The organism is Prosthecodimorpha staleyi (genome assembly GCF_018729455.1).
Taxonomy (GTDB): Bacteria; Pseudomonadota; Alphaproteobacteria; order Rhizobiales; family Ancalomicrobiaceae; genus Prosthecodimorpha; species Prosthecodimorpha staleyi.
Window position 1 is genome coordinate 1 of record NZ_JAHHZF010000013.1, and the last position, 25,775, is coordinate 25,775.

General features: G+C 69.4%; 25 protein-coding genes. 6 read left to right on the forward strand and 19 right to left on the reverse strand.

Features of this window, described 5'->3' with window-relative positions; genetic code table 11:
- Positions 1 to 286 precede the first annotated feature (286 nt).
- The 3 genes from KL771_RS22900 (at position 287) to KL771_RS22910 (ending at position 4,749) form a co-directional block, all read left to right on the forward strand.
- Positions 287 to 1,345 carry an ATP-binding protein gene (locus tag KL771_RS22900; protein ID WP_261970835.1) on the forward strand — a complete coding sequence of 353 codons (1,059 nt, stop codon included), beginning with the start codon at positions 287 to 289 and terminating at the stop codon, positions 1,343 to 1,345.
- A 3-nt stretch (positions 1,346 to 1,348) separates the two neighbouring features.
- A complete protein-coding gene (locus KL771_RS22905) occupies positions 1,349 to 3,229 on the forward strand; it encodes a vWA domain-containing protein (protein ID WP_261970836.1) in 1,881 nt (626 codons plus the stop codon).
- A gap of 419 nt (positions 3,230 to 3,648) precedes the next feature.
- Positions 3,649 to 4,749 carry a Fic family protein gene (locus KL771_RS22910; RefSeq protein WP_261970837.1) on the forward strand — a complete coding sequence of 367 codons (1,101 nt, stop codon included), beginning with the start codon at positions 3,649 to 3,651 and terminating at the stop codon, positions 4,747 to 4,749.
- Positions 4,750 to 4,892: 143 nt separating this feature from the next.
- On the opposite strand, the gene KL771_RS22915 is transcribed toward KL771_RS22910, so the two are convergent.
- Entirely contained in the window at positions 4,893 to 5,504 is a 612-nt protein-coding gene (locus KL771_RS22915) for a GntR family transcriptional regulator (RefSeq protein ID WP_261971023.1), read from the reverse strand.
- A 469-nt stretch (positions 5,505 to 5,973) separates the two neighbouring features.
- On the opposite strand from KL771_RS22915, the gene KL771_RS22920 reads away from it, so the two are divergent.
- The 3 genes from KL771_RS22920 to KL771_RS22930 all read left to right on the forward strand — a co-directional run bounded on the left by KL771_RS22920 (position 5,974) and on the right by KL771_RS22930 (position 9,294).
- Positions 5,974 to 6,975 (forward strand): Bug family tripartite tricarboxylate transporter substrate binding protein, encoded by a 1,002-nt coding sequence (locus KL771_RS22920; protein ID WP_261970838.1) that lies wholly within the window; start codon positions 5,974 to 5,976, stop codon positions 6,973 to 6,975.
- Positions 6,976 to 7,110: 135 nt separating this feature from the next.
- A complete protein-coding gene (locus tag KL771_RS22925) occupies positions 7,111 to 7,617 on the forward strand; it encodes a tripartite tricarboxylate transporter TctB family protein (RefSeq protein ID WP_261970839.1) in 507 nt (168 codons plus the stop codon).
- A 159-nt stretch (positions 7,618 to 7,776) separates the two neighbouring features.
- Positions 7,777 to 9,294, forward strand: a complete 1,518-nt coding sequence (locus tag KL771_RS22930) for a tripartite tricarboxylate transporter permease (RefSeq protein ID WP_261970840.1) — start codon at positions 7,777 to 7,779, stop codon at positions 9,292 to 9,294.
- A 148-nt stretch (positions 9,295 to 9,442) separates the two neighbouring features.
- On the opposite strand, the gene KL771_RS22935 is transcribed toward KL771_RS22930, so the two are convergent.
- From KL771_RS22935 to KL771_RS23020, 18 genes are all read right to left on the reverse strand, one after another.
- Positions 9,443 to 10,795 carry a sensor histidine kinase gene (locus KL771_RS22935; protein ID WP_261970841.1) on the reverse strand — a complete coding sequence of 451 codons (1,353 nt, stop codon included), beginning with the start codon at positions 10,793 to 10,795 and terminating at the stop codon, positions 9,443 to 9,445.
- Complete coding sequence (locus KL771_RS22940; RefSeq protein WP_261970842.1) at positions 10,788 to 12,224, reverse strand: sigma-54-dependent transcriptional regulator; 1,437 nt, start codon at positions 12,222 to 12,224, stop codon at positions 10,788 to 10,790. Before KL771_RS22940 ends, KL771_RS22935 begins: the two co-directional genes overlap by 8 nt.
- Before the next feature lie 161 nt (positions 12,225 to 12,385).
- Positions 12,386 to 13,447 (reverse strand): hydrogenase expression/formation protein HypE, encoded by a 1,062-nt coding sequence (gene hypE, locus KL771_RS22945; RefSeq protein WP_261970843.1) that lies wholly within the window; start codon positions 13,445 to 13,447, stop codon positions 12,386 to 12,388.
- The gene (gene hypD / locus KL771_RS22950) at positions 13,444 to 14,604 is read right to left on the reverse strand and encodes a hydrogenase formation protein HypD (protein WP_261970844.1); all 1,161 of its coding nucleotides are present in this window, start codon (positions 14,602 to 14,604) and stop codon (positions 13,444 to 13,446) included. Before hypD ends, hypE begins: the two co-directional genes overlap by 4 nt.
- Complete coding sequence (locus KL771_RS22955) at positions 14,601 to 14,852, reverse strand: HypC/HybG/HupF family hydrogenase formation chaperone (RefSeq protein WP_054359139.1); 252 nt, start codon at positions 14,850 to 14,852, stop codon at positions 14,601 to 14,603. Before KL771_RS22955 ends, hypD begins: the two co-directional genes overlap by 4 nt.
- A gap of 2 nt (positions 14,853 to 14,854) precedes the next feature.
- A complete protein-coding gene (hypF, locus tag KL771_RS22960) occupies positions 14,855 to 17,134 on the reverse strand; it encodes a carbamoyltransferase HypF (protein WP_261970845.1) in 2,280 nt (759 codons plus the stop codon).
- 4 nt (positions 17,135 to 17,138) lie between these two features.
- Entirely contained in the window at positions 17,139 to 18,095 is a 957-nt protein-coding gene (gene hypB / locus KL771_RS22965; protein ID WP_261970846.1) for a hydrogenase nickel incorporation protein HypB, read from the reverse strand.
- Positions 18,095 to 18,436 (reverse strand): hydrogenase maturation nickel metallochaperone HypA, encoded by a 342-nt coding sequence (hypA, locus tag KL771_RS22970; protein ID WP_261970847.1) that lies wholly within the window; start codon positions 18,434 to 18,436, stop codon positions 18,095 to 18,097. The genes hypB and hypA overlap by 1 nt, the downstream gene beginning before the upstream one ends.
- On the reverse strand, positions 18,429 to 19,487 hold the full coding sequence (locus KL771_RS22975; RefSeq protein ID WP_261970848.1) for a hypothetical protein: 1,059 nt from the start codon (positions 19,485 to 19,487) through the stop codon (positions 18,429 to 18,431). Before KL771_RS22975 ends, hypA begins: the two co-directional genes overlap by 8 nt.
- Positions 19,484 to 19,999 (reverse strand): [NiFe]-hydrogenase assembly chaperone HybE, encoded by a 516-nt coding sequence (gene hybE / locus KL771_RS22980; protein WP_261970849.1) that lies wholly within the window; start codon positions 19,997 to 19,999, stop codon positions 19,484 to 19,486. Before hybE ends, KL771_RS22975 begins: the two co-directional genes overlap by 4 nt.
- Positions 19,992 to 20,180, reverse strand: coding sequence for a rubredoxin (locus KL771_RS22985; RefSeq protein WP_261970850.1), 189 nt, complete (start codon positions 20,178 to 20,180; stop codon positions 19,992 to 19,994). Before KL771_RS22985 ends, hybE begins: the two co-directional genes overlap by 8 nt.
- Entirely contained in the window at positions 20,177 to 21,034 is an 858-nt protein-coding gene (locus tag KL771_RS22990) for a hydrogenase expression/formation protein (protein ID WP_261970851.1), read from the reverse strand. The genes KL771_RS22985 and KL771_RS22990 overlap by 4 nt, the downstream gene beginning before the upstream one ends.
- On the reverse strand, positions 21,031 to 21,477 hold the full coding sequence (locus KL771_RS22995; RefSeq protein WP_261970852.1) for a hydrogenase accessory protein: 447 nt from the start codon (positions 21,475 to 21,477) through the stop codon (positions 21,031 to 21,033). Before KL771_RS22995 ends, KL771_RS22990 begins: the two co-directional genes overlap by 4 nt.
- 86 nt (positions 21,478 to 21,563) lie before the next feature.
- Complete coding sequence (locus KL771_RS23000) at positions 21,564 to 21,854, reverse strand: HypC/HybG/HupF family hydrogenase formation chaperone (protein ID WP_261970853.1); 291 nt, start codon at positions 21,852 to 21,854, stop codon at positions 21,564 to 21,566.
- 14 nt (positions 21,855 to 21,868) lie between these two features.
- Entirely contained in the window at positions 21,869 to 22,474 is a 606-nt protein-coding gene (locus tag KL771_RS23005) for a HupE/UreJ family protein (RefSeq protein WP_261970854.1), read from the reverse strand.
- Between the two features lie 117 nt (positions 22,475 to 22,591).
- On the reverse strand, positions 22,592 to 23,209 hold the full coding sequence (locus tag KL771_RS23010) for a HyaD/HybD family hydrogenase maturation endopeptidase (protein ID WP_261970855.1): 618 nt from the start codon (positions 23,207 to 23,209) through the stop codon (positions 22,592 to 22,594).
- A 1-nt stretch (position 23,210) separates the two neighbouring features.
- The gene (gene cybH / locus KL771_RS23015; RefSeq protein ID WP_054362026.1) at positions 23,211 to 23,909 is read right to left on the reverse strand and encodes a Ni/Fe-hydrogenase, b-type cytochrome subunit; all 699 of its coding nucleotides are present in this window, start codon (positions 23,907 to 23,909) and stop codon (positions 23,211 to 23,213) included.
- Positions 23,910 to 23,969: 60 nt separating this feature from the next.
- Positions 23,970 to 25,760 (reverse strand): nickel-dependent hydrogenase large subunit, encoded by a 1,791-nt coding sequence (locus KL771_RS23020; protein ID WP_261970856.1) that lies wholly within the window; start codon positions 25,758 to 25,760, stop codon positions 23,970 to 23,972.
- Positions 25,761 to 25,775: the final 15 nt, after the last annotated feature.

Below are 25,775 nucleotides of genomic sequence, written 5' to 3' on the forward strand. Positions count from 1 at the left end.
AGCTCGTCAGGCTCATAACCTGAAGGTCGTCAGTTCAAATCTGGCCCCCGCAACCAAGCCATATCAAACGCCCCGTGGCCACCAGCCCCGGGGCGTTTTTTGTTGTCCAAACGCACCCCGCGGCCCGGAGAACGCCGACGCGAGATCTTCTCCGCACCGTTTCCAATGCGATTGCAGGGCGGGGCCGTGGCCGGCGGGCGACAGCGGATTGGCCTTCGGATAGTAACGGCGCCATCCGTTGTTGCGCCGCGCCGGTTTGGGCGGACGCGAACCGAGGTCGCCGCCCGTGGAAGCCGCCGCCATCCTGACCCCCTCAGCCCTCGCGCCGTTCCTGCTCAATGTCGCGCCGGCCATGCCGGTTTTCATCTGGGGACCGCCCGGCATCGGCAAGTCGGCGCTGGTGCGCGGCTTCGCGGAGGCGGTCGGCCTGCCCTGCGTCTCCCTGCTCGGCTCGCAGTTGGCACCGGAGGACATCATCGGCGTGCCGCAGATCGTCGACGGCAAGTCGCGCTTCTGCCCGCCGACCCTGATCGCGCGCGACGAGCCCTATTGCCTCTTTCTCGACGAGCTGAACGCCTGTTCGCACGAGGTGCAGAAAGCCTTCTATTCGCTGGTGCTCGACCGGCGCGTCGGCGAGTTCGAACTGCCGAAGGGCTCGATCGTGATCGGCGCCGGCAACCGGGCCGAGGACCAGGCGATCACCCGCCCGCTCTCCTCCGCGCTGGTCAACCGCCTGATCCATGTCCAGCTGCGCGCCTCGCCGCGCGACTGGCTCGACTGGGCGCGCCAAGCCGGCATCGATCCGCTGGTGCTCGCCTATGTCGAGAACCGTTCCGATCACCTTTGGTCGAAGCCGCCGAAACATGAGGAGCCCTTCTCGACGCCGCGCAGCTGGCACATGCTGTCCGACGCGCTCGGGGCCTATGGGCCGCGGGCGACCATCGACGACATCCGCGTGCTGGCGTCAGGCCTGCTGACCCCCGCCCATGCCCAGGCCTTCGTCGCCTTCGCGCGCATGCGCGAGCGGGCGCATGATCTCAACGCCATCCTGAAGGGCGAACGCGGCTGGCCCGACCGGCCGGAGGAGCGCGACATCCTCTATTTCATGGTCCACCAGCTGCGCGACCGGCTGATCAAGGAACTGCCCGACGAGGAGAGCCGGATGAGCCGCGAGGTGCGCGAGCTCGCCCTGCGCGCCAAGGACCTGATCGTCTCGCTGGCGCGCATCTCGACCGAACTCGCCCAGATCCTGGTCGCCGAGACCGAAAGCGGCGCCGCGCTGCCGGCCTGGTACACGGTCGAACTGGCCCGCGCCCTGCCGCGCCTCGCCGCGGCCCGGAAATGAGTTATGGCGCGCGCCCCGTCACCCCCTAAGGTGAACCTGCAGGCGATCTCGGCCGGCTATGACCTGCTGCGCGCCGATCCGCTGTTCGGCAGCCTCCTCGGCATCGCCGGCTTCGACGACCTGCCGCAGCAGCCCTTTCCGGCCGACGGCTATGCGCGGCTGTTCTTGCGCCGGCTGAACACGCGTTATGCGACCCGCCTGACTGAAACTTCGAAGGTCACCCTCGAGGTCAATCCCTGGCAGCGGGCGACGCCGGCGGAATGGCAGAACGTCATCGCGCAATGCCTGCTCCATGTCGCCATGAACCATATCGACCCGGTCCGCACCGACCCCGCCTGGCGGGCGGCCTGCGAGGTCGAGGCGACGGTGATGCTGCGCCAGCTCTCGATCGGCCATCGGCCCGGCGACCTCGCGCTGCCGGACGAACAGATCGGCGCCCGCCGCCTCGACCAGCTGGCCGAGATGATCGCCGCGGAGGGCGCGCGGGGGCTCGACGACTTCGGCCGGTTCGGCACGGCCGGCACCGGGCAGCCGACCTGGAGCGCCGAGCCCGACGTGCCGGCTTTTCACGCGGCGATGCGGGCGCAGAACCAGGCCTGGTTCGCGAGCGCGGTGCGCAATGCCATCACCAATGCGGTCGCGACCGCCGGCGACACCGCCCGGGCGGCGCGCGGCCGACCGCGCAATCCGAATTCGCTGGCCGAGAAGGCGCGGTCCTGGTGCATCGCCGAATATCCGCTGCTCGCCGCACTTGCGGCGGCTTTCGACATCGTCGAGGATGCCGACATCTGCCAGCGCGCCGGGATCGCCATTGCGGCGGTCAATGCCGAGGAACGGCGCATCTACATCAATCCGCATTTCGCCTGGACTTGGCCGGCCATGCAGTTCGTCATGGCGCACGAACTGCTCCATGTCGGCCTGCGCCACGAGGCGCGCCGGCAGGGCCGCGACCCCTATCTGTGGAATATCGCCTGCGATTTCGTCATCAACGGCTGGCTGGTCGAGATGGGGGTCGGCAGCATCCCGACCCCGGGCCTGATGCTCGATCCGGAGCTGGGGCTGGAGCGGGATTCGGCAGAAGCGCTCTACGACCGGATCGTGCGCGACCTGCGCCTGCGCCGCCAGCTCGCCAAGCAGGCGACACTCGGCGGCGTCGGCCGGGGCGATCTCCTGTCGGAGCGGCCGCCGAGCTGGTGGACCGGGATCGGCTGCGATCTCGACAGCTTCTACCGGCGCGCGCTGGCCGAGGGGCTCGACCTGCATCTCGCCGGTCCGCCGCGCGGCCTGCTGCCAGGCGATCTCGTCGAGGAGATCCGGGCACTGCAGCAGCCGCCGATCCCCTGGGACGTGAAGCTCGGCCAGTGGCTCGACCAGTATTTCCCGCCCGCCGAACGCCGGCGCAGCTATGCCCGGGCGAGCCGGCGCCAGTCGGCCACGCCGGACATTCCGCGCCCGGTCTGGGAACGGCCGCCGGTCCCGGTCGCCAGCCGCACCTTCGGGGTCGTACTCGACACCTCCGGCTCGATGTCGTCGCGCCTGATCGGCCGGGCGCTCGGCGCCATCGTGTCCTATGCGCTCAGCCGCGAGGTGCCGGCGGTGCGGCTGGTGCAGTGCGACGCGGCCGTCCACGACATGGGCTATGTCGATCCGGAACGGCTCGCCGGCACGGTCGAAATCCGCGGCCGCGGCGGCACGGTGCTGCAGCCGGCGATCGAAAAGCTGTTGCGCGCCAAGGACTTCCCCAAGGATGCGCCGATCCTGGTGATCACCGACGGCGGCACCGACATACTGACCACCCCACGCAATCACGCCTTCCTGATGCCGGAGGGCGCCCGGCTCCCGTTCCGCTCGCTCGCGCCACGATTTGCCTTCGACGAGGGATAGAGGGCGCTGTCTCCACCCAGACTGGCCGCGAGCGCGGTTCGTTCGCGCTCCAGCGTCTCGGTGGTCTGGTCGGCGGTTGAAGCGGGGACCCATGGCGACCCGGCGCAAAGGCGGCGCTCCTCATTTCGAGGTGCTCTGAACCGCAACCTCGCTCCAATGCCGTTTCAGCGAAAGTCACCCGGAAAGGGAGGCGGCGAGTCGGAACTGCTCTATCGAGCGATTGTCGGGTGAGCGTCGTAGGCTGATTTTCAACTCACTTTTCCCTGCCGGCTTTGCGCCTGTCGTGCGCGCCTCTTCGGGGTGGGCCGCCGCCTGAGCGGCGGATAGCTCCTCTCTTCTCCGCAGTGGATGCGGTGAATAAGCTTGCCTTTTGCGGCGAATGATGGCCACGATCTCCGCAAATGCCGCGGTGATTGAACATGTATATCTACGAACACGAGGGCTGGCCGGCATTCAGGTGGAGCGATGGAGTGCTCAGCGCTCCGCTTGCGGCTGTCCGGCATCGGCAGGGGCGCTTGATCGGGCGGATGGAAGCGCTCGGCTTCCCGCTTCGGTCCGAGGCGCTGTTGCAGACACTGACGGAAGACGTGCTCAAGTCCAGCGAGATCGAAGGTGAGGCGCTGGACAAGGAACAGGTGCGCTCCTCAATTGCCCGTCGGCTTGGGCTCGATATCGGTGCGCTGGCACCGGTCGACCGCGATGTCGAAGGCGTGGTTGAGATGATGCTCGACGCCACGCAGCGTTACGACCAACCGCTGACCAAGGAACGGCTTTTCGACTGGCACGCGGCCCTGTTTCCGACAGGGCGCAGCGGCATGACGCGGATCAAGGTCGGCGCGTGGCGGGACGGCAGCGCCGGACCGATGCAGGTCGTTTCAGGACCGATCGGGCGTGAGCGAATTCACTACGAAGCGCCAGCCGCCGACAGGCTGGACGTTGAAATGGCGCGCTTTCTGGCCTGGTTCGAAGCGCCCACGGAGTTCGATCCGGTCATCAAGGCAGCGCTGGCCCACCTCTGGTTCGTCACCATCCATCCTTTCGACGATGGCAATGGGCGTATCGCCCGTGCCGTTGCGGATATGGCCTTGGCGCGATCGGAAGGGTCGCCGCAACGGTTCTACAGCATGTCGGCGCAGATCCGCATCGAGCGGACGGCCTACTATGAGATGCTGGAAGCCACGCAGAAGGGCGACATGGATGTGACGCCGTGGCTGGCATGGTTCCTCGCCTGCCTTGGCCGCGCCTTCGAAGGGGCGGAGGCAACGCTCGCATCCGTCATGGCCAAGGCGCGATTCTGGGAGCGTCACCGCGACGCGCCGTTCAACGATCGCCAGCGCGCGATCATCAACCGACTGCTCAATGGCTTCGAGGGCAAGCTGACGTCGTCGAAATGGGCTCTGCTGGCGAAATGCTCGCAGGATACGGCCTTGCGCGATATCGACGATCTCATGGCGCGGGGCGTTCTGGCCAAGGATGCCGCCGGCGGCAGGAGCACGAGCTATTCGCTGGTGATGGTGTAACGCCCATTTGCGCTTGTGCAGCGTCCCGTCATTCGGGGGCTCCGCACCGGCTGATCGCCTTCACAAGATGCGTCCCCTCGTCCATCTGCTTCGGGCGCTTCTCGAACCGGTTACCGCGGCGATAGGCTCCCTCTCCCCCGCATTTAGCGCAGCAGGCCGTGGCGTTCGACATGGGCGGCGAGGCCGAGGGCGTGGTCGCGGACCAGGATCTGGGCGCGGTCGGCATCGCGGCCGAGGAGGGCGGCCAGGATGGCGTCGTGTTCGGCCAGCGACCGTTCGAGGCGGTCGCCCTGGCGGATCGACACGGCGCGGATGGCGCGCACATGGATGAACAGGTTCTCGGACAGCCGCTCGATCAGCGCGCAGTCGCCGAGCGCGATGATCGCCTGGTGGAAGCGGATGTTGGCGTCCGAATACTCGCTGAGATGCGTCGCCGGTGCGTCCTCGACGGCGTCGAACAGGGCCTTCAGCCGGCGGATATCGGCGGGTTTGGCGCGGGTCGCCGCGAGGCGCGCCGCCATGCTCTCCAGGGCCGCCCAGGCATGGATCATCTCGATGATCTCGGCCTTCGTCTTGCGCACCACGAAGACGCCGCGGCGGGGTGCCGAGCGCACGAAACCCTCCTGCTCGAGGATCGACATGGCCTCGCGCACCGGCGTGCGGCTGACGCCGAGCTCCTCCGAGATCTGCCGCTCGTCGAGGCGGATGTCCTCCGGGCTCGAATAGATGTCCATCGAGGCGATCGAACGCTTCATGGCCTCGTAGGCGCGCGTCCTCAGCCTCTCGTTCGGTTCCGGCCTCGTGGCACGTGCGATCGTGTCGGATACGGGGCGGTCCAATGGATTCTCCTTGCGGCCCTCTGCGGGACCCGCCTAGCTTGCCAAGAAAATTCCATGACAGGTTACTGACAGCTGTCTGCGATGCAAGGGAGGGCCGAAAAATGGTTTGGCGGCCGCGCCGAAAACGCCGGAGCCAAGCGGCATATTCTGTCAACATGCTTGACCTAATCATGTTGTCACGCGGCATTTTGCCATGTGTGCGGCGCGGTAACCCGCGGAATAATCAGGGTGCAGCGCAATAGTCGCGATAGCCTGCGATATTTACTGACCGGCCGGAGTAGATCCCGGTTGATTGTCGGCCCTCTGACATACATTATGCCTGACGGCTCGGTCGGACAGGTCGCCGTCAGGAAGGCCCGTCCGCCAGGACCGTTGGGAGGAAACAATGAACACATCCCGCATTGCCGCCGCGGCGGCCGCCCTCCTCGTGCCCGGTCTGGCCGGCGCGACGTCCGCTGTGGCCTGGGAACCCACGAAGGCGGTGGAATTCATCGTCCCGGCCGGTACCGGCGGTGGCGCCGACCAGATGGCGCGGGTGCTTCAGGGCATCATCCAGAAGCATGAACTGATGAAGCAGCCTCTGGTTGTCATCAACAAGGCGGGCGGCGCCGGTGCCGAGGGCTTCCTCGACATGAAGGGCTCCGCCGGCAATCCGCACAAGATCGTCATCACCCTGTCGAATCTGTTCACCACGCCGCTGGCGACCGGCGTCCCGTTCAAATGGGACGAGCTGACCCCGGTCTCGATGCTGGCGCTCGACGAGTTCGTGCTCTGGGTCAACGCCAAGTCGCCCTACAAGACCGCGAAGGAATATGTCGACGCGGTCAAGGAAGGCGGCGCCGCCAAGTTCCAGATGGGCGGCACGGGCTCCAAGCAGGAAGACCAGATCATCACGGCCGCGATCGAGCAGCAGACCGGCGCCAAGTTCACCTACGTCCCCTACAAGGGCGGCGGCGACGTCGCGGCGCAGCTGGTTGGCGGCCATGTCACGTCGAGCGTCAACAACCCGATCGAGGCCGTGTCGCAGTGGCGCGGCGGCGAGCTGCGGCCGCTCTGCGTGTTCGACAATCAGCGCATCCCGCTGAAGGAGCCGGTTGCCGACGGCAAGTCGTGGAACGACATCCCGACCTGCAAGGAATCCGGTCTCGACATCGAATATCTGATGCTGCGCGGCATCTTCATGCCGGCCAAGGCGACGCCCGATCAGGTCACCTTCTACGTGGAACTCTTCAAGAAGGTCCGCGCGACATCCGACTGGCAGGACTTCATGGCCAAGGGCGCCTTCAACACGACCTTCCTGGCCGGCGAGGAGTATCGCGCCTGGGTGGCCAAGGAGGCGGACCGTCATCGCACCCTGATGGAAAAGGCCGGCTTCCTGGCCAAGTGACCCGGCCGGACGCCGGACCGATCGCCGGATGCGGCTCCGCACGGAGCCGGGCCCGGCACAGGATCGGCGTCCGCCATCCCGGCCCGACAGGCCGCAAGGGTCGGGCCGCATGAGCCCAAACCGGGAGACATCGCTATGGCCGACCGGCCGGAAGAAAACCAACATACGCTGTCGCGGCAGGTCCTCGAGCTGTTCGTGGCCGGCGTCTTCATCATGCTGTCGCTCGTGGTCATGTCCGACAACTGGCGCATCGGGGCGCGCTGGGCCAGCGACGGGCCCGAGGCGGGGTATTTCCCCTTCTACATCGGCCTGATCATGCTGGTGGCGAGCACCATCACCTTCGTGGTCAACCTGCGCCGCACGCCCGCCCTCGCCGAGACCTTCGTCGAGCGCGCGCCGCTGATGCAGGTGCTGTGGGTCTTCATCCCCACCGCCGTCTACGTCGCCGCGATCAGCGTCGCCGGCATCTATGTCGCCAGCACCCTGTTCATCGCCTTCTTCATGGTCGTGCTCGGCCGTTACCCGATCTGGAAGGCGATCCCGATCGCGGTTCTGGTGCCGGTGGTGCTGTTCATGATGTTCGAGGTCTGGTTCCTCGTGCCGCTGCCGAAGGGGCCGCTCGAGGCCGCGCTCGGCTACTAATCGAGCGTTCCGCCGGGACGGCCGCGTGCCGACCGCCCCCGCTTGCCGTTCCGCTGGAGGACTTTCGCGCTACGGCGCGCAGCGGCGAAACGCCCAAAAAGGGCGGCGCCGCGGACATGTCGACAAGAATAGGCCGGGACGGATCGGGAGGATCGACCCTTGGACGCGCTCATATCACTCATTCACGGCTTCGGCGTGCTCGCCGACCCGATGAACATCGTCTACATGTTCGTCGGCATCTTCCTCGGCGTGCTGATCGGCGTTCTGCCGGGTCTCGGCGGTGCCAACGGTGTCGCCATCCTTCTGCCGCTGACCTTCTCGATGTCGCCGACATCGGCGATCATCATGCTGTCGTCGATCTATTGGGGCGCGCTGTTCGGCGGCGCCATCACGTCGATCCTCTTCAATATTCCGGGCGAGCCGTGGTCGGTGGCGACCACATTCGACGGCTATCCGCTGGCCCAGCAGGGCCGCGCCGGCGAGGCGCTCGCGGCCGCCTTCACGGGCTCCTTCCTGGGTGCCTTCTTCTCGACCCTGCTCCTCACCTTCCTGGCGCCTCTGGTCGCCAAGTTCGCCCTGCAATTCGGGCCACCCGAGTTCTTCGCCGTCTATCTGCTGACATTCTGCGCCTTCGTCGGCATGGGCAAGGAACCTGCCTACAAGGTCATCGCCGCCATGATGCTCGGCTTTGCGCTTGCCGCCGTCGGCCTCGACACGGTCACGGGCCAGCTGCGCATGACCTTCGGCTCGACCGAGCTCTTGCGCGGCTTCGACTTCCTGGTCGCGGTGATCGGCCTGTTCGGCGTCGGCGAGATCCTTCTGACCATGGAAGAGGGCTTGGCCTTCAAGGGCCGCTCCGCGCGCATCGACCTGCGCGTCGTGCTGAAGGTCTGGAAGGACATGCCGAAATATGCCTGGACGGCGCTGCGCGGCGCCATCGTCGGGGCCTGGATGGGGATCACGCCGGGCGGCGCGACGCCGGCTTCCTTCATGTCCTACGGTCTTGCCAAGCGCTTCTCGAAGAACGGGCACAAGTTCGGCACCGGCGAGGTGGAGGGCGTAATCGCGCCGGAAACCGCTGCCCATTCGGCCGGCACCGCCGCGCTGCTGCCGATGCTGACCCTCGGCATCCCGGGCTCGCCGACCGCCGCGGTCCTGCTCGGCGGCCTGCTGATCTGGGGCCTGCAACCCGGCCCGCTGCTGTTCGTCGAACAGAAGGACTTCGTCTGGGGTCTGATCGCATCGATCTATCTCGGCAACATCGCCGGCCTGATCGTGGTCCTGTCGACCGTGCCGCTGTTCGCCGCCATCCTGCGCATCCCCTTCTCGATCATCGCGCCGATCATCCTGGTGATCTGCGCGGTCGGCGCCTACACGGTCCACAACGCCCTGCTCGACATCGCCGTGATGCTGGTCTTCGGCGTGCTCGGCTATCTGTTCAAGAAGCTGCAATACCCGCTCGCCCCGCTGGTGCTGGCGCTGGTGCTCGGCGACATGGCGGAAAGCTCCTTCCGGCAGGCCATGCTGGTCAGCCAGGGCAGCCTGTCGGTGTTCTGGTCGAACCCGCTGGTCGGCTCCATCGTGACCCTCGCCCTGCTCATGCTGGTCTGGCCGCTCCTCTCGGCGGCGATGGCCAGCCTGAAGCGCGACACCCCGCGGGTCGTGTCGGGCGAGTGACCGGCGGCGGCCCTTGGATCTGAAACGGAAGGCCCGGCCTCGGATCGCGTCCCGAGGCCGGGTCCTTTCATGCCGGCCGTCCGGTTCCGGGCGCCGCTGGGTCGTCTCTAGATATTGATCCTGAGCAGTCCATCCGATCGGGAGAAACCTAAGGCTCCTGCCCGCGTTGGGGCAGCCTGAGAACGAAGCAGGCCCCGTGGGCCACCGGCTTCAGGGCGATCTCGCCGCCATGCTCGCGGGCGATCGAATAGGAGATCCAGAGGCCGAGCCCGGTGCCTTCGCCGACCGCCTTGGTGGTGAAGAAAGGCTCGAAAATCTTGTCCGCGACGGCCGGGGCGACCCCGGGTCCGTTGTCCTGGACGCGCACCTCGACCGTGCCGTCCGCGGCCTCGACCGTCACGCCGACGACCGGGTCGCGCTCGTCGGCGACCGCGTCGAGCGCGTTCTCGATCAAGTTGACCAGCACCTGGTGCAGCTGGCCCTCGTGGCCGTCGACCAGGGCCGTATCGCAGCCGTCGAAATCGATGCGCGCACCGCCGCCCTTGGCGCGCGCCGCCCAGTTGGCGGCATTGCGGGCAACCTTGTCGAGATCGACCGCCATCCGGTCGCCGGGCTTGGAGAAGGACAACCGGCGCAGGTTGCGGACGATATCGCTGACCCGGACGGCGCCCTCCAGGCTGCCTTCCAGCAGCGGCCCCAGATCCTCCATCAGCGGATCGATGCGCCAGGTGCGGCGCAGTTCGTTGGGATCGCCGCCGGCGGCCAGCGCCTCGAAGAAGCCGGTCAGCCGGCCGCGATAGCGGTCGAGCGTGTGGATGTTGCCGTAGACGAAGCTGATCGGGTTGTTGAGCTCGTGGGCGACGCCGGCGACGAGGCGGCCGAGGCTGGCCATCTTCTCCTGCTCGATCAACTTTCGCTGCGCCTGCTGCAATTCCTGATGCGCCCGGTGCAGGGCCTCGTAGGCGCGGCGCAACTCTCCGATCGGGCGGCCGGTCAGCACCGCGCCGGCATGGCGGCCGGCATGGTCGAGGCGCGGCGAGCAGGCGACGGCCATCAGGTCCGAGACCGCATCGACGGTCAGGAAGCGGACCTCGCGGTCGCTGAACTCGCCGGAGCCGCCGGCCAGTTCCATCGCCACAGCGCGATCGGCCGGCGCCAGGCGGTTCGCCAGCCTGGTGCCGACCAGGTCCGCGGCCGGGATGCCGGTCAGTCGGACGAAGGCCGGATTGACCTGAAGGATGGTGCCGTCCGCGTCGACCACGACCAGGATGTCGGAGACCGAGGCGATCACGCTGGAGATGAAGGCCTGCGCCTCCTCCAGTTCGGCATTCTTGGCTTCGAGATCGGTCTCGTAGCGCAGGAGGTCGGAATAGACCTCGTCCATCTTGGCGATCACGTCCAGCCACAGCGCCTCGCCGGCGCCGTCCAGGCCGGCCAGTTCGCTGCCGGTGACCTGTTCGATCAGCCGCCCGGACCGGGCGTTGCCGTCCCGTTCAGCCATCGAACCCGTCCCGGCTGACCGCATAACGCTCGATCTTGGCCCTGAGCCCGACCCGCGACAGGCCGAGTTCGTCGGCGGCGCGGCTGATGTTGCCGGCATGGCGCCGCATGGTCTCTTCGATCGCCGATCTTTCGAGCGCCTCGATCCGATCTCGCAGCGCCGCGCCAGAGCCTGCGGGCGCAGCGGCGGCCGGCTGCCGGCGGAAGCCGGGCGACAGGAGATCGGTGCCGAGCGGTTCGTCGCTGTCCGACAGCGCCACCATGCGCTGGATCTCGTTGGCCAGTTCGCGCACGTTGCCGGGCCACGCATAGTCCGCGAAGGCGGCCAGCGTCTCCGGCGCGAAGCCGGCCACGCGCCGGTGGAAGTTGCGGTTGATGTCGTCGAGCAGGCGCGCGGCGATCGCCGGGATGTCGACGGCCCGGTCGCGGAGCGCCGGCATGTGGACCGGGAAGGCGGCCAGCCGATAGTAGAGATCGCGTCGAAAGCGGCCGGCGGCGACCTCGGCGAGCAGGTCGCGGTTGGTGGCGGCGACGACGCGCACGTCGACCTTGCGCGGCCGCTGCGCGCCGAGCGGGCGGATCTCGCCCTCCTGCAGCACGCGCAGGAGCTTGACCTGGAAGGACGGCGAGGTCTCGCCGATCTCGTCGAGGAAGATGGTGCCGCCGTCGGCTTCCTCGAACAGGCCGATCCGGTCCTGGTAGGCACCCGTGAAGGCGCCCTTCTTGCAGCCGAACAGCTCGCTTTCCAGGAGTTCGTCCGGCAGCGCGCCGCAATTCTCGACCACGAAGCGCCGGTCGGTCCGGGCCGAGCCGTAGTGGATCGCCCGGGCGAGCAGTTCCTTGCCGGTGCCGGATTCGCCGGTGATCAGCACCGAGATGTCGTAGCGCGTCGCGCGCCGGGCGAGTGCCACCACCCCGGCGACCGGGCTCGCGCGCTCGTGCACGATGCGGTCGAATTCGTAGAGCCCGCGCTCGGCCTTGCGGCGCGCGTCGACCAGCGCGTTGAGGCGCGCGGGGCTCGGCTTGACCTCGCTCGCCCCGACCGCCTCGTGTTGCATGCGGTAGAGATCGGCCGCCTCGCGCACGCGGCCCATCAGCTCGTCGGGGTGCCAGGGCTTGGTGATATATTGGTAGATGCCGGCTTCGTTGACGCCCTGGATGATGTCTTCGCTGTCGGTATAGCCGGAAATGACGATCCGCACCGGATCCGGCCATTGCTCGCGCACGCGCTTCAGGAAGGCGATCCCGGTCTCGCCCGGCATGCGCTGGTCGCACAGGATCACCTGCACCATCTCGCCGGCCAGCACCGCCGTCGCCTCTTCGGTCGAACGGGCGACCAGCACCTCGAACTCGTCGGCGAGCACGCGTTTCAGCGCTTCGAGCGAGCGGACCTCGTCGTCGATCACCAGAACCGTCGCCGGCTGCGCCACGTCGTTTCCTTCCGATTCCGGTCCGCCGCGCGGCCCGCACGCCGCTCAAGGGGGCGACCCGCCCCCTGGCCTTCGGGCAACCCGCGATGTTGCGCCGGCGACCCTGCCACGGATCGGCGGCGTCCGGAACCATGCGGACGATCCGGGTTTCCCCGATCCGGTCAGCAGATGCGCGGCAACTGCTCGCCCGACAGCCAGTCGACGATCCGGCCGCCGCCGAAGCTGGTCGTCATCTGCACGAACTGGCGCTCGTCCGCCACCACCGTCCCGATCAGCGCGGCATCCCGGCCGAGCGGATGGGCGCGCATGACTGCCAACAGCCGTTCGGCCGCCTCGGGCGCCACGACGGCGACCAGTTTGCCCTCGTTGGCGACATAGAGCGGATCGAGGCCGAGCAGTTCGCAGGCCGCCGCCACCTCGGCGCGGACCGGGACCGCCTCCTCGTCGATGCGGAAGCCGACGCCGGACTGGTGGGCGAGTTCGTTCAGCGTCGCGGCCAGCCCGCCGCGGGTCGGATCGCGCATGGTGCGCAGCGACGGCCCAGCCGCCGCCACCATGGCGGCGACGAGGCCGTGCAGCGCCGCGCTGTCGGACAGGACGGCGGTCTCGAATTCCAGATTCTCGCGGCTCGACATGATGGCGACGCCGTGATCGCCGATGTATCCGGACAGGATGACCGCATCGCCCGGCCGGGCGCGGTCGCCGGACAGCGTGATGCCCTCCGGCACGACGCCGACCCCGGCCGTCGAAATGAACACGCCGTCGGCCTTGCCGCGCTCGACCACCTTGGTGTCGCCGGTGACCACCGGCACCCCGGCGGCGCGCGAAGCGGCCCCCATCGAGCCGGCGATCCGGTCGAGATCGCCGAGCGGGAAGCCCTCCTCGACGATGAAGCTCGCCGACAGATAGAGCGGCCGCGCGCCCGCCATGGCGATGTCGTTGATGGTGCCGTGGACGGCGAGCGAGCCGATGTCGCCGCCGGGGAAGAACAGCGGCGAGACGACATAGCCGTCCGTGGTCATGACCAGGCGCTGGCCGGCCGGCAGCGGCAGGCTGGCCTGGTCGTTGCCCTGATCGAGCCATTCGTTGGCGAAGGCGTCGCGGAAGATCTGGGCGACCAGATCGGCGCTGGCCCGGCCGCCGGAGCCGTGGCTCATGTCGACCCGGCCGTTGCGCAGGTCGAGCTTGCGGCGGAAGGCCTTGATCGGGCTCTGTGCGGTCATGATGCCCTCCTGACCGGTGCGGTCGCGGTCTTCTCGTGCGCCCGGAAGCGGCCATAAGTCCAATGCGCCGCGCAGGCGCCCTCCGACGAGACCATGCAGGCGCCCATCGGTGTCTCCGGCGTGCACGTGGTGCCGAACAGGCGGCAATCGGCCGGCTTCTTCCAGCCGCGCAGGATGGCGCCGCATTCGCAGGCCGGGTTGTCGGCGGCCGGCTGGGTCTCGACCGCGAAGCGGACCTCCGCGTCGAAGGCCGCATAGGCGTCGCGCAGCTTCAGGGCGCTCTTCGGCATGATGCCGAGGCCGCGCCATTCGAAGGCGTCGCGCAGTTCGAAGATGTCCTCCGTCAGCCTCTGGGCGGCGAGATTGCCGGGCGTGGTGACGGCCCGGATATACTGGTTCTCGACCGCGCTGCGGCCCTCGTTGACCTGACGGATCAGCATCAGGATCGCCTGCATCACGTCGAGCGGCTCGAAGCCGGCGATCACGACCGGCTTGCCGTAGTGCTCGGCGAAGATCCGGTAGGGCTCGGTGCCGATGATGGTCGAGACATGGGCTGGGCCGACGAAGCCTTCGACGGCGATCGGCGGCTCGCCCGCCGCGGCCGGCGTCTCCAGGATCGCCCGCATGGCGACCGGGGTCAGAACGTGGTTGCAGAAGATGGTGAAGTTGGCGAGGCCCTTGGCCTCGGCCGCCTTCAGCGCGATGGCGGTCGGCGGGGTGGTGGTTTCGAAGCCGATCGCGAAGAAGACCACCTGGCGGTCGGGATTGGCCTCGGCGATGCGCACCGCGTCGAGCGAGGAATAGACCATGCGGATGTCGGCGCCGGCCGCCTTGGCCTTGAGCAGGCTGCCGTTGCGGGAAGCCGGCACGCGCATCAGGTCGCCATAGGTGCACAGCGTCACTTCCGGGCGCATGGCGAGCCGGATGGCGTCGTCGATCCGGCCGATCGGCAGCACGCAGACCGGGCAGCCGGGGCCGTGGATCATGCGCACATTGGCCGGCAGCAGGTCTTCGATGCCGTAGCGCGAGATGGCATGGGTGTGGCCGCCGCAGAATTCCATGAAGGCATAGGTCCGGTCCGGCCGGGCCTCCGCGGCGATCGCCGCCGACAGCGACTTGGCAAGCGCGCCGTCGCGATACTCGTCGACATATTTCATGGCCGTGCCTCCGCTGCCGCCACCGCCGCCCCGAGCGCGCCGGCTTCCGCCAGCAGCGCCAATGTCCGCTCCGCCTCGTCCGGGTCGATCCGCGCGAGCGCGTGGCCGACATGGACGATGACGTAGTCGCCCGGCCGGACATCCTCGACCAGCGCGACCGAGATGGTCTTGACGACGCCGTCGAGGCTGATCCGGGCCATGCCGTCCGGCAGAAGGCCGGTGACGAGCGCCGGTATGGCAAGACACATGACTATCCCTCCCTCGAGATCATCCGGCGGGCGAGTACCGCCTGGCCGAACGACAGGCCGCCATCGTTGGGCGGCAGTTTGATGGGCAGAAGCGGCGCGACGCCGCCCGCCCGCAACGCGGCGTCGAGGCCTTCGGCCAGGACGCGGTTCATCAGGCAGCCGCCGCCGAGCGCGACGCGGTCGAGGCCTTGGTCCGCGGCCGCTCGAAGCGTCCAGGCGGCAAGCCCCTCGATCAGCGTGCCGTGGAAGAGCTCCGCGCCCCGAACGGGATCGGCGCGCAGGTCCGCCAGCGCGGCGAGCAGCGGCGCGAAGCAGATGCGCGTTCCCTCGATCCGATAGCCCCGGTCGAGCGCACGCGGCGTGGCGACCAGCGCTTCCATCTCCATGGCGGCCTGGCCCTCATAGGCCTGCCGGCCGGCCAGCCCGAGCAGGGCCGCGGCGGCATCGAACAGGCGGCCGAGCGAGGAGGTGGCGATCCGCTCGTGGCCGGCGGCCAGACGGGCGGCGAGCGGACCGGCGAGCGGCTCCGTCGCGAACAGGCGTCCGACCTCGGCGCTGCGGCCGAGCCGGTGCAGGGCGGCGACGCCCATGCGCCAGGGCTCGCGCGCCGCCCGGTCGCCGCCGGGCAGCGGCAGGGGATCGAGCGATCCGAGCCGCCGCCATCCGGCCCCGTCCAGGCGGATCAGTTCACCGCCCCAGGCGCCGCCGTCGGCGCCGAGGCCGTGGCCGTCGAGCGCCAGCCCGAGCACCGGTCCGGCGATGCCGTGCTCGGCCGCCACCGCGGCGACATGGGCGGCATGGTGCTGCACGCGCAGCATCGGCAGGCCCATCGCCTCGGCAGCCAGCGTCGAGCGGTAGTCGGGATGCAGGTCGGCGGCGACCGCCGCCGGCCGGACGCCGGTCACGGCCAGCAGATGGGCGACGGTCTCGTGCCAGAAACGCAGCGTCTCGGCGCCGTCGAGATCGCCGATATGCTGCGACACGAAAGCTTCCCGCCCGCGTGTCACCGTGACGGTCGCCTTCAGATGCCCGCCGACCGCCAGGATGTCCGGGCCGTCCTCGGTGAGCGGAATCGGATCCGGCACAAAGCCGCGCGCCCGGCGCAGGAAGGCGGGGCGGCCGGCGACGACCTGCATCACGCTGTCGTCGGCACGGGTGACGATCGGTCGGTCGTGGCCGACGATCAGGTCGGCGATGCCGGCAAGCCGTGCCTCGGCGTCGTCGTCGTCGACCACCAGCGGCTCGCCGCCCGGATTGGCGGAGGTGGCGACCAGCATTGACGGGTTGGCCGCGCGCCAGTCGTGGCCGGCCACGGCGTGACCGGCCGGGCCGCCGGCCAATTCGGCGAACAGGAGATGGTGCAGCGGCGCGTAGGCGAGGACGACCCCGACCCGGCCGAGCCGCGGCGCCACCGACGGCGCCAGAAGGCCGGGCCGGGCCTGCATCAGCACGATCGGCCGGCCGGGCGTGGCGGCGAGGTCGGCCTCAGCCTCGGTCGGCTCGGCGACAAGCCCGACCGAGGCCGCATTGGCGACCATGACGGCGAACGGCTTGGCGTCGCGCCCCTTGCGCCGGCGCAAGGTCGCCACCGCGGCCTCGTCGGTCGCGTCGCAGACGAGGTGGAAGCCGCCGATGCCCTTCAGCGCGACGATCTTGCCGGCCCGCAGGGCGGTGGCGATCTCGGCGACCGGATGCGTCAGGCGCGGGCCGCAGGCCGGGCAGGCGACCGGCTCGGCATGGAAGCGGCGGTTGGACGGATCGGCATAATCGGCCGCGCAGGCCGCGCAGAGCGGAAAGCCCGCCATGCTGGTCTCGGCTCGGTCGTAGGGCAGGCGCCGCGAGATGGTCCAGCGCGGGCCGCAATGGGTGCAGTTCACGAAGGGATAGCGGTTGAAGCGGCTCGCCGGGTCGAACAGCTCGTCGAGGCAGGCCGGGCAGGTGGCGGCGTCGGGCACGATGCGGGTCGCCGTCGGCCCGCCGCGGCTGGCCAGGATGGCGAAGCCCGCCGCCCGCTCGGCCGGGATCGGCTCGATGGCGAGGCCCTCGATGCGCGCGAGCGGCGGGCGCTCGGCCTGCAATCGCGCCAGGAAGGTCGCGATTCCCGCGCCCTCGACCTCGATGGTGACGCCGTCCGGGCCGTTCAGGACGAAGCCGGCGAGGCCGCAGTCGGCCGCCAGCCGATGCACGAAGGGCCGCATCCCGACCCCCTGCACGGCGCCCGACAGCCGGACGCGGACGCGTTCGGCCATCGGGGCGGCAGGAGAGACGGGGGCGATCGTCATGACGTCAGGCCGCGCTGGCGGTGGCGGGCGCCGGTTCGGAGCGCGCCGGCAGCGGAGCGGTCCGGGGCGCCCTCAGGGCGGCGGCGCGCGCCTCGATCCAGGCATAGAAGGCCGCCATGCCCTCGCCGGTGCGCGCCGAGACGGTCAGGATCTGCAGGCGCGGGTTGACCCTCAGCGCGGCGGCCATGCAGGCGGCGACATCGAAGTCGAGATGCGGCAGCAGGTCGGACTTGTTGAGCAGCATCAGGTCGGCGGCCGCGAACATGTCCGGATATTTCAGCGGCTTGTCCTCACCCTCGGTGACCGAAAGCACCACCACCTTGTGGGCCTCGCCGAGGTCGAAGCCGGCCGGGCAGACCAGGTTGCCGACATTCTCGATGAACAGCAGGCCGCCGCTGTCGATCGGCAGGTCGTCGAGCGCGTGGCCGACCATGTGGGCGTCGAGATGGCAGCCCTTGCCGGTATTGACCTGCACGGCCGGCACGCCGGTGCGGCGGATGCGCTCGGCATCGTTGGAGGTCTGCTGGTCGCCCTCGATCACGACGATCGGGAAGCGCGCCTTCAGGTCTTCGAGGGTGCGGCAGAGCAGGGTGGTCTTGCCCGAGCCGGGGCTGGAGACGAGGTTCAGCGCGAAGGTGCCGGTCGCCGCGAACAGCGCCCGGTTCTCGCGCGCATAGGCATCGTTCTTGGACAGGATGTCGCGTTCGATCCGGATCAGCCGGTCCTGCGACAGGCCCGCGACCGCCACCCCGGCCGGCCCGGCGCCGGCATCGACCAGGCCGTGGGCCAGCCGCAGCCCAGCATCGTCGGCACCGTGGTGGTGGTGGTCGTGGTGATCGTGCCCATGGTGATGGTCGTGATCATGGTCGTGGCCATGCCCCTGATGTCCATGATCATGGTGATGGGGATGGCCGTGGCCGGCCTCCGTGGTATGGCCGCTGCAGCCGCACACCGTGCACATCACTCCACCTCCAGTTCGCGCAGTTTCAATTCGTCGCCGGCCGTCATCTGGACCCGGTGCCGGCCGCACTCCGGGCAGGCGCCGAAACGTTCGGTCAGCGGCACCGTCTTGCCGCAGTCGAGGCACCAGCCGGCGCCCGGAACCCGCTCGATGACCAGGCGGGCGCCCTCCACGCGCGTGCCGCGGCTGACCGCGTCGAAGCAGAACATCATGGCCTCGGGCTCGACATGGCCGAGCACGCCGATCTCCAGCACGACGGCCTTCACCCGGCCGAAATTCTGGCGCGCCGCCTCCTCGTCGATCAGGTCGACCACGCCCTGGCACAGCGCCATCTCATGCATCGGCGGCGCCCTCCCGGACGATCCGGAATGGGACGCAGGGGTCGAAGGCGGCAATGCATCGCGACAGGACCCGCTCGACGGCCCGATCGGGATCGCCGGCGGCACCTCTTTCCGTTGCCCCGTGCCCCACCGCCAGGCCGACCAGCATGCGCGCGACCGGACCCTGCGGGTGAAAGTTCCATTCCGTCGGTGCCAGCACGCGGGCCTCCCGGATCCGTCCATCCGCCGCGATCGCGACCCGATAGTGCAGGCGTCCGCGCGGGCTTTCCACTGCGGCGAAACCCGCACCGTCGCCGAGGCTGCCATGCGCGATCCAGCCCGGATCCTGCGCGGCGCCGTCGATTTCCGAGACCGCTGCACGGATCTCGATCCGGCGGGCGCGGATCGCCGTGCCGGGTGCCGCCGCCGTTCCGCCGCAGCGCGCGGCCGGCCCGGTCTCCGGGCAGCGCGCGTCGAGCGCCGGGCGGGCCGCGAAGTCCGGATCGGCGGCGAGGCCGGCGAGCACCGCCGGGTCGTCGGCTGCGGTGAGCCCGTCGACCGGATGCGGCGGCTCCAGGGGCGGCGCTGCCGCACCGACGTCCGTATCGCCGAGTTCGAGCGTGGCCGCGGCGCCGAGAAGCGCTGCGGCAAACCGGTCCGGCCCGGCGCCGCCATGGGCGAGCCCCCGGGCGGCGGCGAGCATGTCCCGCAACCGGCGCCGCGTCTCGTCGTTGGCCATGCCCGGCAGGGTCTCCGTCGCCGCCAGATGTCCGAGATGTTCGGCAACCCGCTCTGCGGCCAGACGCCGGACCCAGGCGGCCGTCTCATTCGCCGCGATGTTCCGGCCGCGCGCCGCCGCGCCGGCGAAGTGCAAGGCCGCGGCGTGGGAGGCGCCGCAGGGTCCGTGCAGCAGCGCCAGCATCGGCACGATGTCGTCGACCGGCCGTCCGGCGAAGCGCGACACGATCGACAACGGGCGCAGGCTGCGGATGTCGGCCGTGCGCACCCGCCCGTCCGCGACCTCGACGCGGATCTCGACCCGACCGGCTTCGGGGGCGGGCAGCGCATTCATGATGCCGCCTCGGCGGAACGGCGCGGGAACAGCAGGCTGCGGCGGTCGGTCGGCCGCGCCAGCTGCCGTTCGAGTATCGGTTCGGGCGGCGCCGGCCGTTCGAACAGGGCCTCGAGCGCCGCCTCCGCGACGAGGCGCGTCGCGGCGGGATCGTCGAACATGTCCATCGGCGAGAACAGCGAGGCGAGCGCCACGGTCCCGACCGGGCCGGCCTCGCCGACGATCGCCTCGATGGGCCCGGCCGGCAGGTCGAGCACGAGGGTTGCGCCGGCCGCCGGCATGCTGCGCGCGCGAGCCGGAACCGCGACCACATTCATGAACCAGGGCGTCACGCCGACCCCGACATGAAAATCGCCGTGCCGACGGAAATCCGTGACCTGGACCTCCAGCACCGGGTTGTAGATCGGCAGGTCGGCCATGCGCTGCGCCACCTCCCGCCACCAGGCGGCGAGGCGGGGGCCGGGATCCTCCGTCGGCCGGCCCGCATCGTCACGCCCCGCATCGTCACGCATCGTCGAGCCTCAGGAACTTCTCGCGCGGCATGTCGCAATGCGGGCAGCGCCATTCCTCGGGCAGGTCCTCGAAGGCGACGCCGGGCGGAATCTGCCAGACGTCGTCGCCGACCGCGGGGTCGTAGACGGTCCAGCAGACGCCGCATTCGAAGCGGGCGAGACGGGCGGCCAGCTCGGTCATACGAAATAGGCCTCGTGGATCTCGCGCAGGCGCTCGGCGGAATCGCGGAAGTCCTCTTCCGCCGCGCTGACCACCTCGGGCACGTCGCCGATCTCGATCGTGTCGAGCAGCACCGTGTCCATCGAATTGGTGAACTGGATCGACCAGACGCCGTTGATCGCGGTCGCCTGCGCCCGGCAATTGCCGTAGCCGCGCGAGACCAGCCGCACCGGCCCGGTGCCGAGCGAGGCCTGCAGGAAGTCGAGATCCTCCGGCGTCATGGGCAGGAGCGTCAGCGAGATGGTGCGCGGCGGGTCGCCCGGCCGGCGGCTGAGGACGGCATCGCGGATCTCGGCCAGCACCGGCAGGACGTTCATCGCACCCTCCGGCGGGGTGCCGATTTCGATGTCCGGCAACGTCATGGCGGCGGCGCGGCGCACGGCCTGCGGCACCGCGGAGACCTCGGCATAGTCGGCGACCAGCCGGCCCTCGGCATCGGTGAAGCGGACGCGCCAGAGGCCGGCCATCACGCTTTCCTGCACCTGCGCGACGACGCCGTCCGGCAGCGCCACGGTCGCCGCCACCTCGCCCTCGCCGAGCACGTCGGCGACGAGTCGCATCTCCTCCTCGCCGAGCCGGCCGAGATCGAAGATCAGCCCCGGCGCGGTCGCGGTCTGCCGGTCGAGCGCATCGGCAAGCCGCGGCAGGAGATCGGCGACGCGCGGGCAGCGCGCCACCAGGGCGGCGGCGTCGGACGTCGCCAGGAAGCGCAGGCCGTCGCGGCCCTGGCGGGGCGAGAGGTCGACGCCGCCGATCGGCAGGATGGCGAGCGGCTGGTCGGAGCCCTCGGGGGCGACCCAGAATCCGGCCTTCATGCGGGGCTCCTGCGGCTCGAATGGGTGATCTCGACGCGCGGCCCGGCGGGCGCGGCCATGACGGGGGCATCGGGGCTCAGTTTCGGATCGATGGCGGCCAGATAGTCGACCCAGTCCATCACCCGCGGCATCACGGCGAGCGGTTCGCCGCCGCGCACCAGCGCCAGGCTCGGCAGCAGACGGACGTTGAAGCGGGCCATCAGGGCGGTTTCGGCCGCGCGCTCGACGCGGGCGGCGCGCAGCCGGCCCGGGAAGGCGGCGATCAGCTCGGGCAGGATCACCGCCACGTCGACCGCTTCGCCGCGCGCTTCCGGATCGCCGGTGAAGAACAGCAGGGCATGGGGGCTCTCGCCGGCCGCGGGGGCCAGGAAGGCGTCCACGCTGGCGGCATCGATGGTCGGAATGCCGTGCCGGGTGGCCAGCGCGGCGATCAGGGGAGGCATGGCAATCTCCTCGGGACAAAAGGCGCGATAGATCTGTCGGCCGGCGGTCTCGGCCCGGGGATGCTGCCTCGGGGCCGGGCCGCCGCTCAGGCGAGATGGGCGGGTAACTGGGGCTCGCGGTCGATCAGGTCGGCGAAGAGATGGTCGAAGGCCCGCCCGTCCAGGGCGGCGGCGAGACCTTCCAGCGCCCGGTCGATCGCCTCGGCCTCGTCCGGATCGAGCACCCGGACCGCGCTGTCGATATGGATCAGGAGCCGGGCGCCGGCCGGCTGCGCCCCGACCAGCAGGACCGAGACCCGGCGGGTCTCCGCGCCGCGGCTGACCAGCGCGGTGAAGCCGTCGCTCTCCACGACCGTCATGGGCACGCCGAGGCACATGGACCCGCTCCCGCTCAGAGACCGGCGAACAGGGCGAGACCGGTCAAGGTCACGACCGCGCCGGGGAGGCGTTCGAACGACCCGCCGGCCCGCGCGCCGATCAGGCCGAGACCGAGGCCGCCGGCATGCAGGGCCGCGGTGGCGATCAGGAAGCCGAGGCCATAGGCGACCGGACCGGCCAGTTCGGGCATCTCGGCGCCATGGGCATGCCCGTGGAACAGCGCGAACAGGGCGACCAGCGCCGAGGCAGCCGCGGTCGGGACGCGCAGCTTCAGGGTGGCGATCAGCCCGAGCACCACGACCGAACCGGCGATGACCTGCTCGATGGCCGGGAGTTCGATCCCCGCCCAGCCAATCCCGGCACCCACCACCATGGCGGCCATGAAGGCGGCCGGGACGATCAGCATGGCCCGGCGGCCGAGTGAGGCGGCCCACAGGCCGACCGCCACCATGGCGGCCAGATGGTCGATCCCCGAAAGCGGGTGCATCAGGCCGGCGGTGAAGCCGGAATGGTCGTGCGGCATGACGCCGGTATGGGCCAGCGCCACGTCCGGCATCAGGGCAAGGCCAGACACCAGGGCGAGGCCCGGGACGGCGGCGGCGACAAGACGGTTTTTCATGGCGGTTCCCCCTTCGGAACGTCGTCTGGAGCGTTGGGTAGGAGCGCCGCGGATCCGGCCGGGCCGGGATCGGGCGCTTCGTCAGTCTGATGCGTCGGCAGGGCCCTGTGCCGGCCCTCAGGCGGCCGGCGCGGAACCGGCGGCCGCATGCCGCTCGTAGGCGGCATGGTCGATGTCGTTGGCCAGCAACTGCTGCTCGGGCGGCAGCGGCACCGTCCGCGGCCGGACCGCGATGCCCCAGCCGGCCAGGACCTCCAGCGCGAGGTCCAGAGCCGGTCCGATCGCAGCGGCGACCGGCCCGGTCAGCGGCCCGCCCCAGTCCTCGAGGTCGACCGGCTGGCAGCCGATCAAAGCCAGGGAGGTCGGGTAGCGGCCGAGCAGGTCGGCGGCCGAGAGCACCTCCTGGAAGCCGGTCTGGTGCAGGCTCATCTTCTTGTTGCCGGTGAAGCGCGGCACTTCCGCGTCGCGGACGAGATGGACCGTGCCGGGCTCCAATCCGTAGTCGATCGCGTCGAAGACCAGCAGCAGGTCGTGCGAGGCGACATGGTCGACCAGGTAGAGCCCCTGCGTGCCGCCATCCAGGATGGTGACCTCGGCGTCGGTCTCGAAGCGGCGGTGGAAGGCCTCCACGGTGCGCACGCCGAAACCCTCGTCGGCCCACAGGATGTTGCCGATGCCGAGGACCAGCACCCGGGCGGCCGGCCGTTGCGCGTCATGCCCCGTCTCGGCGCCCATCTCAGCCCTCCCGCTCGTCGCGGAACTGCCGTTCGCCGGAGATCATGGTCGAGATCATGGTCTGCCGGGACATGATGTCCTCGCGGATCGCCGCGTAGATGTGGATCACGGCGAACACGACGATCACCCACATGCCCAGATGGTGCAGCGTGTGCACATCCTGGCTGTTCGGGAAATAGGTGAAGACCCAGCCGAACAGCTTCGCCTGCCAGCTGTCGATGCCGGCGCCCTCCGAATAGAGCGCGAAGCCGGTGACGATCATGAAGGCCGTGAACAGCGTGAACATCAGGAACATGGCGACATGGGCGAGCGGATTGTGCCCGACATACTTGTAGGGCTCTTTCTCGAGGAACATGTACCAGCGCAGTTCGCGCAGGATGCCGGCCCACCAGGTGCCGCTCCAGACCGGCAGGTAGAAGATCTGCCGGGAATGGCGGTTGCCGAAGAAGGTCCACAGGATGCGGCACAGGAAGCCGATCGCCAGGACGTAGCCGGCGGAGAAATGGGCGAAGCGGATATAGCCCATCAGGAAGTGGTCGGACGCCTCGCCGGGCATGGAGGGCAGCGGCGAGCCGATGAAGTAGCCGGTCACGGCGAGGACCACGATCGCCAGCGCGTTGGCCCAATGCCAGATCCTGACCGGCGCCTCGTAGACATAGATCGACGGGCCGGAGACGATGACGTGATCGTCGGCATCCATCACGCCGCGCAGGACGGCGCGGCTGCGGTCTTCGGAGGTGACGCTCATGGCCGCCTCCCTCTAGCGCACGGTGACGGTCGCCATGTCCTGGCCGTCGGCCGACATGACGTGGGTGGAGCAGGCCAGGCAGGGATCGAAGGAATGGATCGTGCGCAGGATTTCCAGCGGCAGCTTGGGGTCGGCCATCGGGGTGTTCATCAGCGAGGCCTCGAAGGCGCCGATATTGCCCTTCGGATCGCGCGGCGAACCGTTCCAGGTGGTCGGCACGACGCACTGGTAGTTGTCGATCTTGCCGTCCTTGATCTTGATCCAGTGGGCGAGCGCGCCGCGCGGCGCCTCGGTGAAGCCGACGCCCTTGGCCTCCTTCGGCCAGGATTCCGGCTTCCACTTGTCGGTGTTGGCGGTCGACAGGTCGCCGGCCTTGATCGAGGCCATCAGCTTGTCCTGGAAGTAGCGCATCTGCTGCGCGGCCCAGACGCATTCGAGCGCACGCGCGGCGGTGCGGCCGAGGGTCGAGAACAGCGCGGTCAGCGGCAGGCCGAGCGCGGACAGGAAGCGGTCGGTTGGTTCCTTGAACTCCGGACGCTTCTGGACATAGCCGACCACGTAGCGGGCGAGCGGGCCGACCTCGACGGCGTGGCCCTTCCAGCGCGGCGCCTTGATCCAGGAATATTTGCCGCCCTCGTCGAGCTCCTCGATATTAGTGCGGGTGCCCTTGGCCTTGGGGCCGAGCACGTAGTTGGGCTCGGTGACGCCGTCCCAGGGATGCAGGCCCTTGCTCTCGTCCGGATACTTGTACCAGCTGTGGGTGACGTATTCCTGGATCTGGGCCGGGTCGGCGTGATCGATCGGGAAGACCTCGTTCAGATTGCCGTTGACGATGGCGCCATGCGGCATCTTGAGCGACTTCGGCGAATAGTCGTTGGCATGCTCCGGCACGTCGCCATAGGCCATGACCGAGGTGCCCGACAGGCCGCCGCCATAGAGCCAGTCCTTGTAGAAGCTGCCGATCGCCTGCACATCGGGGAGATAGACCTGCTCGCAGAAAGCTAGCGTCTGGTCGATGATCGAGGAGACGAGGTTCAGCCGCTCCATGTTGATCGCGCCGACCGCGCCGGTGCCGTCGACATTGATCGCGCAGGGCACGCCGCCGACCAGCCAGTTCGGATGCGGGTTCTTGCCGCCGTAGATGGTGTGGATCTTGACGATCTCCTTCTGGAAGTCGAGCGCTTCCAGATAATGGGCGACCGCCATCAGGTTGGCTTCCGGCGGCAGCTTGTAGGCCGGATGGCCCCAATAGCCGTTCTTGAACGGCCCGAGCTGGCCGGATTCGACGAACTTCTTCAGCCGCGCCTGCAGGTCCTTGAAGTAGCCCGGCGAGGACAGCGGCCAGGACGAGATCGACTGCGCCAGCTCCGAAGTCGCCTTCGGATCGGCCGACAGCGCGGAGACCACGTCGACCCAGTCGAGCGCGTGCAGGTGGTAGAAATGGACCAGATGGTCGTGCACCTGCAGCGTCAGCTGCATGATGTTGCGGATCGTGTTGGCATTCTCGGGGATGTCGATCTTGAGCGCGTTCTCGACCGCCCTGACCGAGGTCAGCGCGTGGGTGCCGGTGCAGACGCCGCAGATGCGCTCGGTGAAGGCCCAGGCGTCGCGCGGATCGCGGTTCTTGAGGATGACCTCGATGCCGCGCCACATCGTGCCGGTCGAGACCGCGTTGCGGATGACGTTCTTGTCGTCGACATTCACCTCGACGCGCATATGGCCTTCGATGCGGGTGACCGGATCGACGACGACGCGCTTGCCCGAATTGTCGAGCGTGTAACCGTTCGGAGTCTGGATGCCCATGGCGGCGCTTTCCTC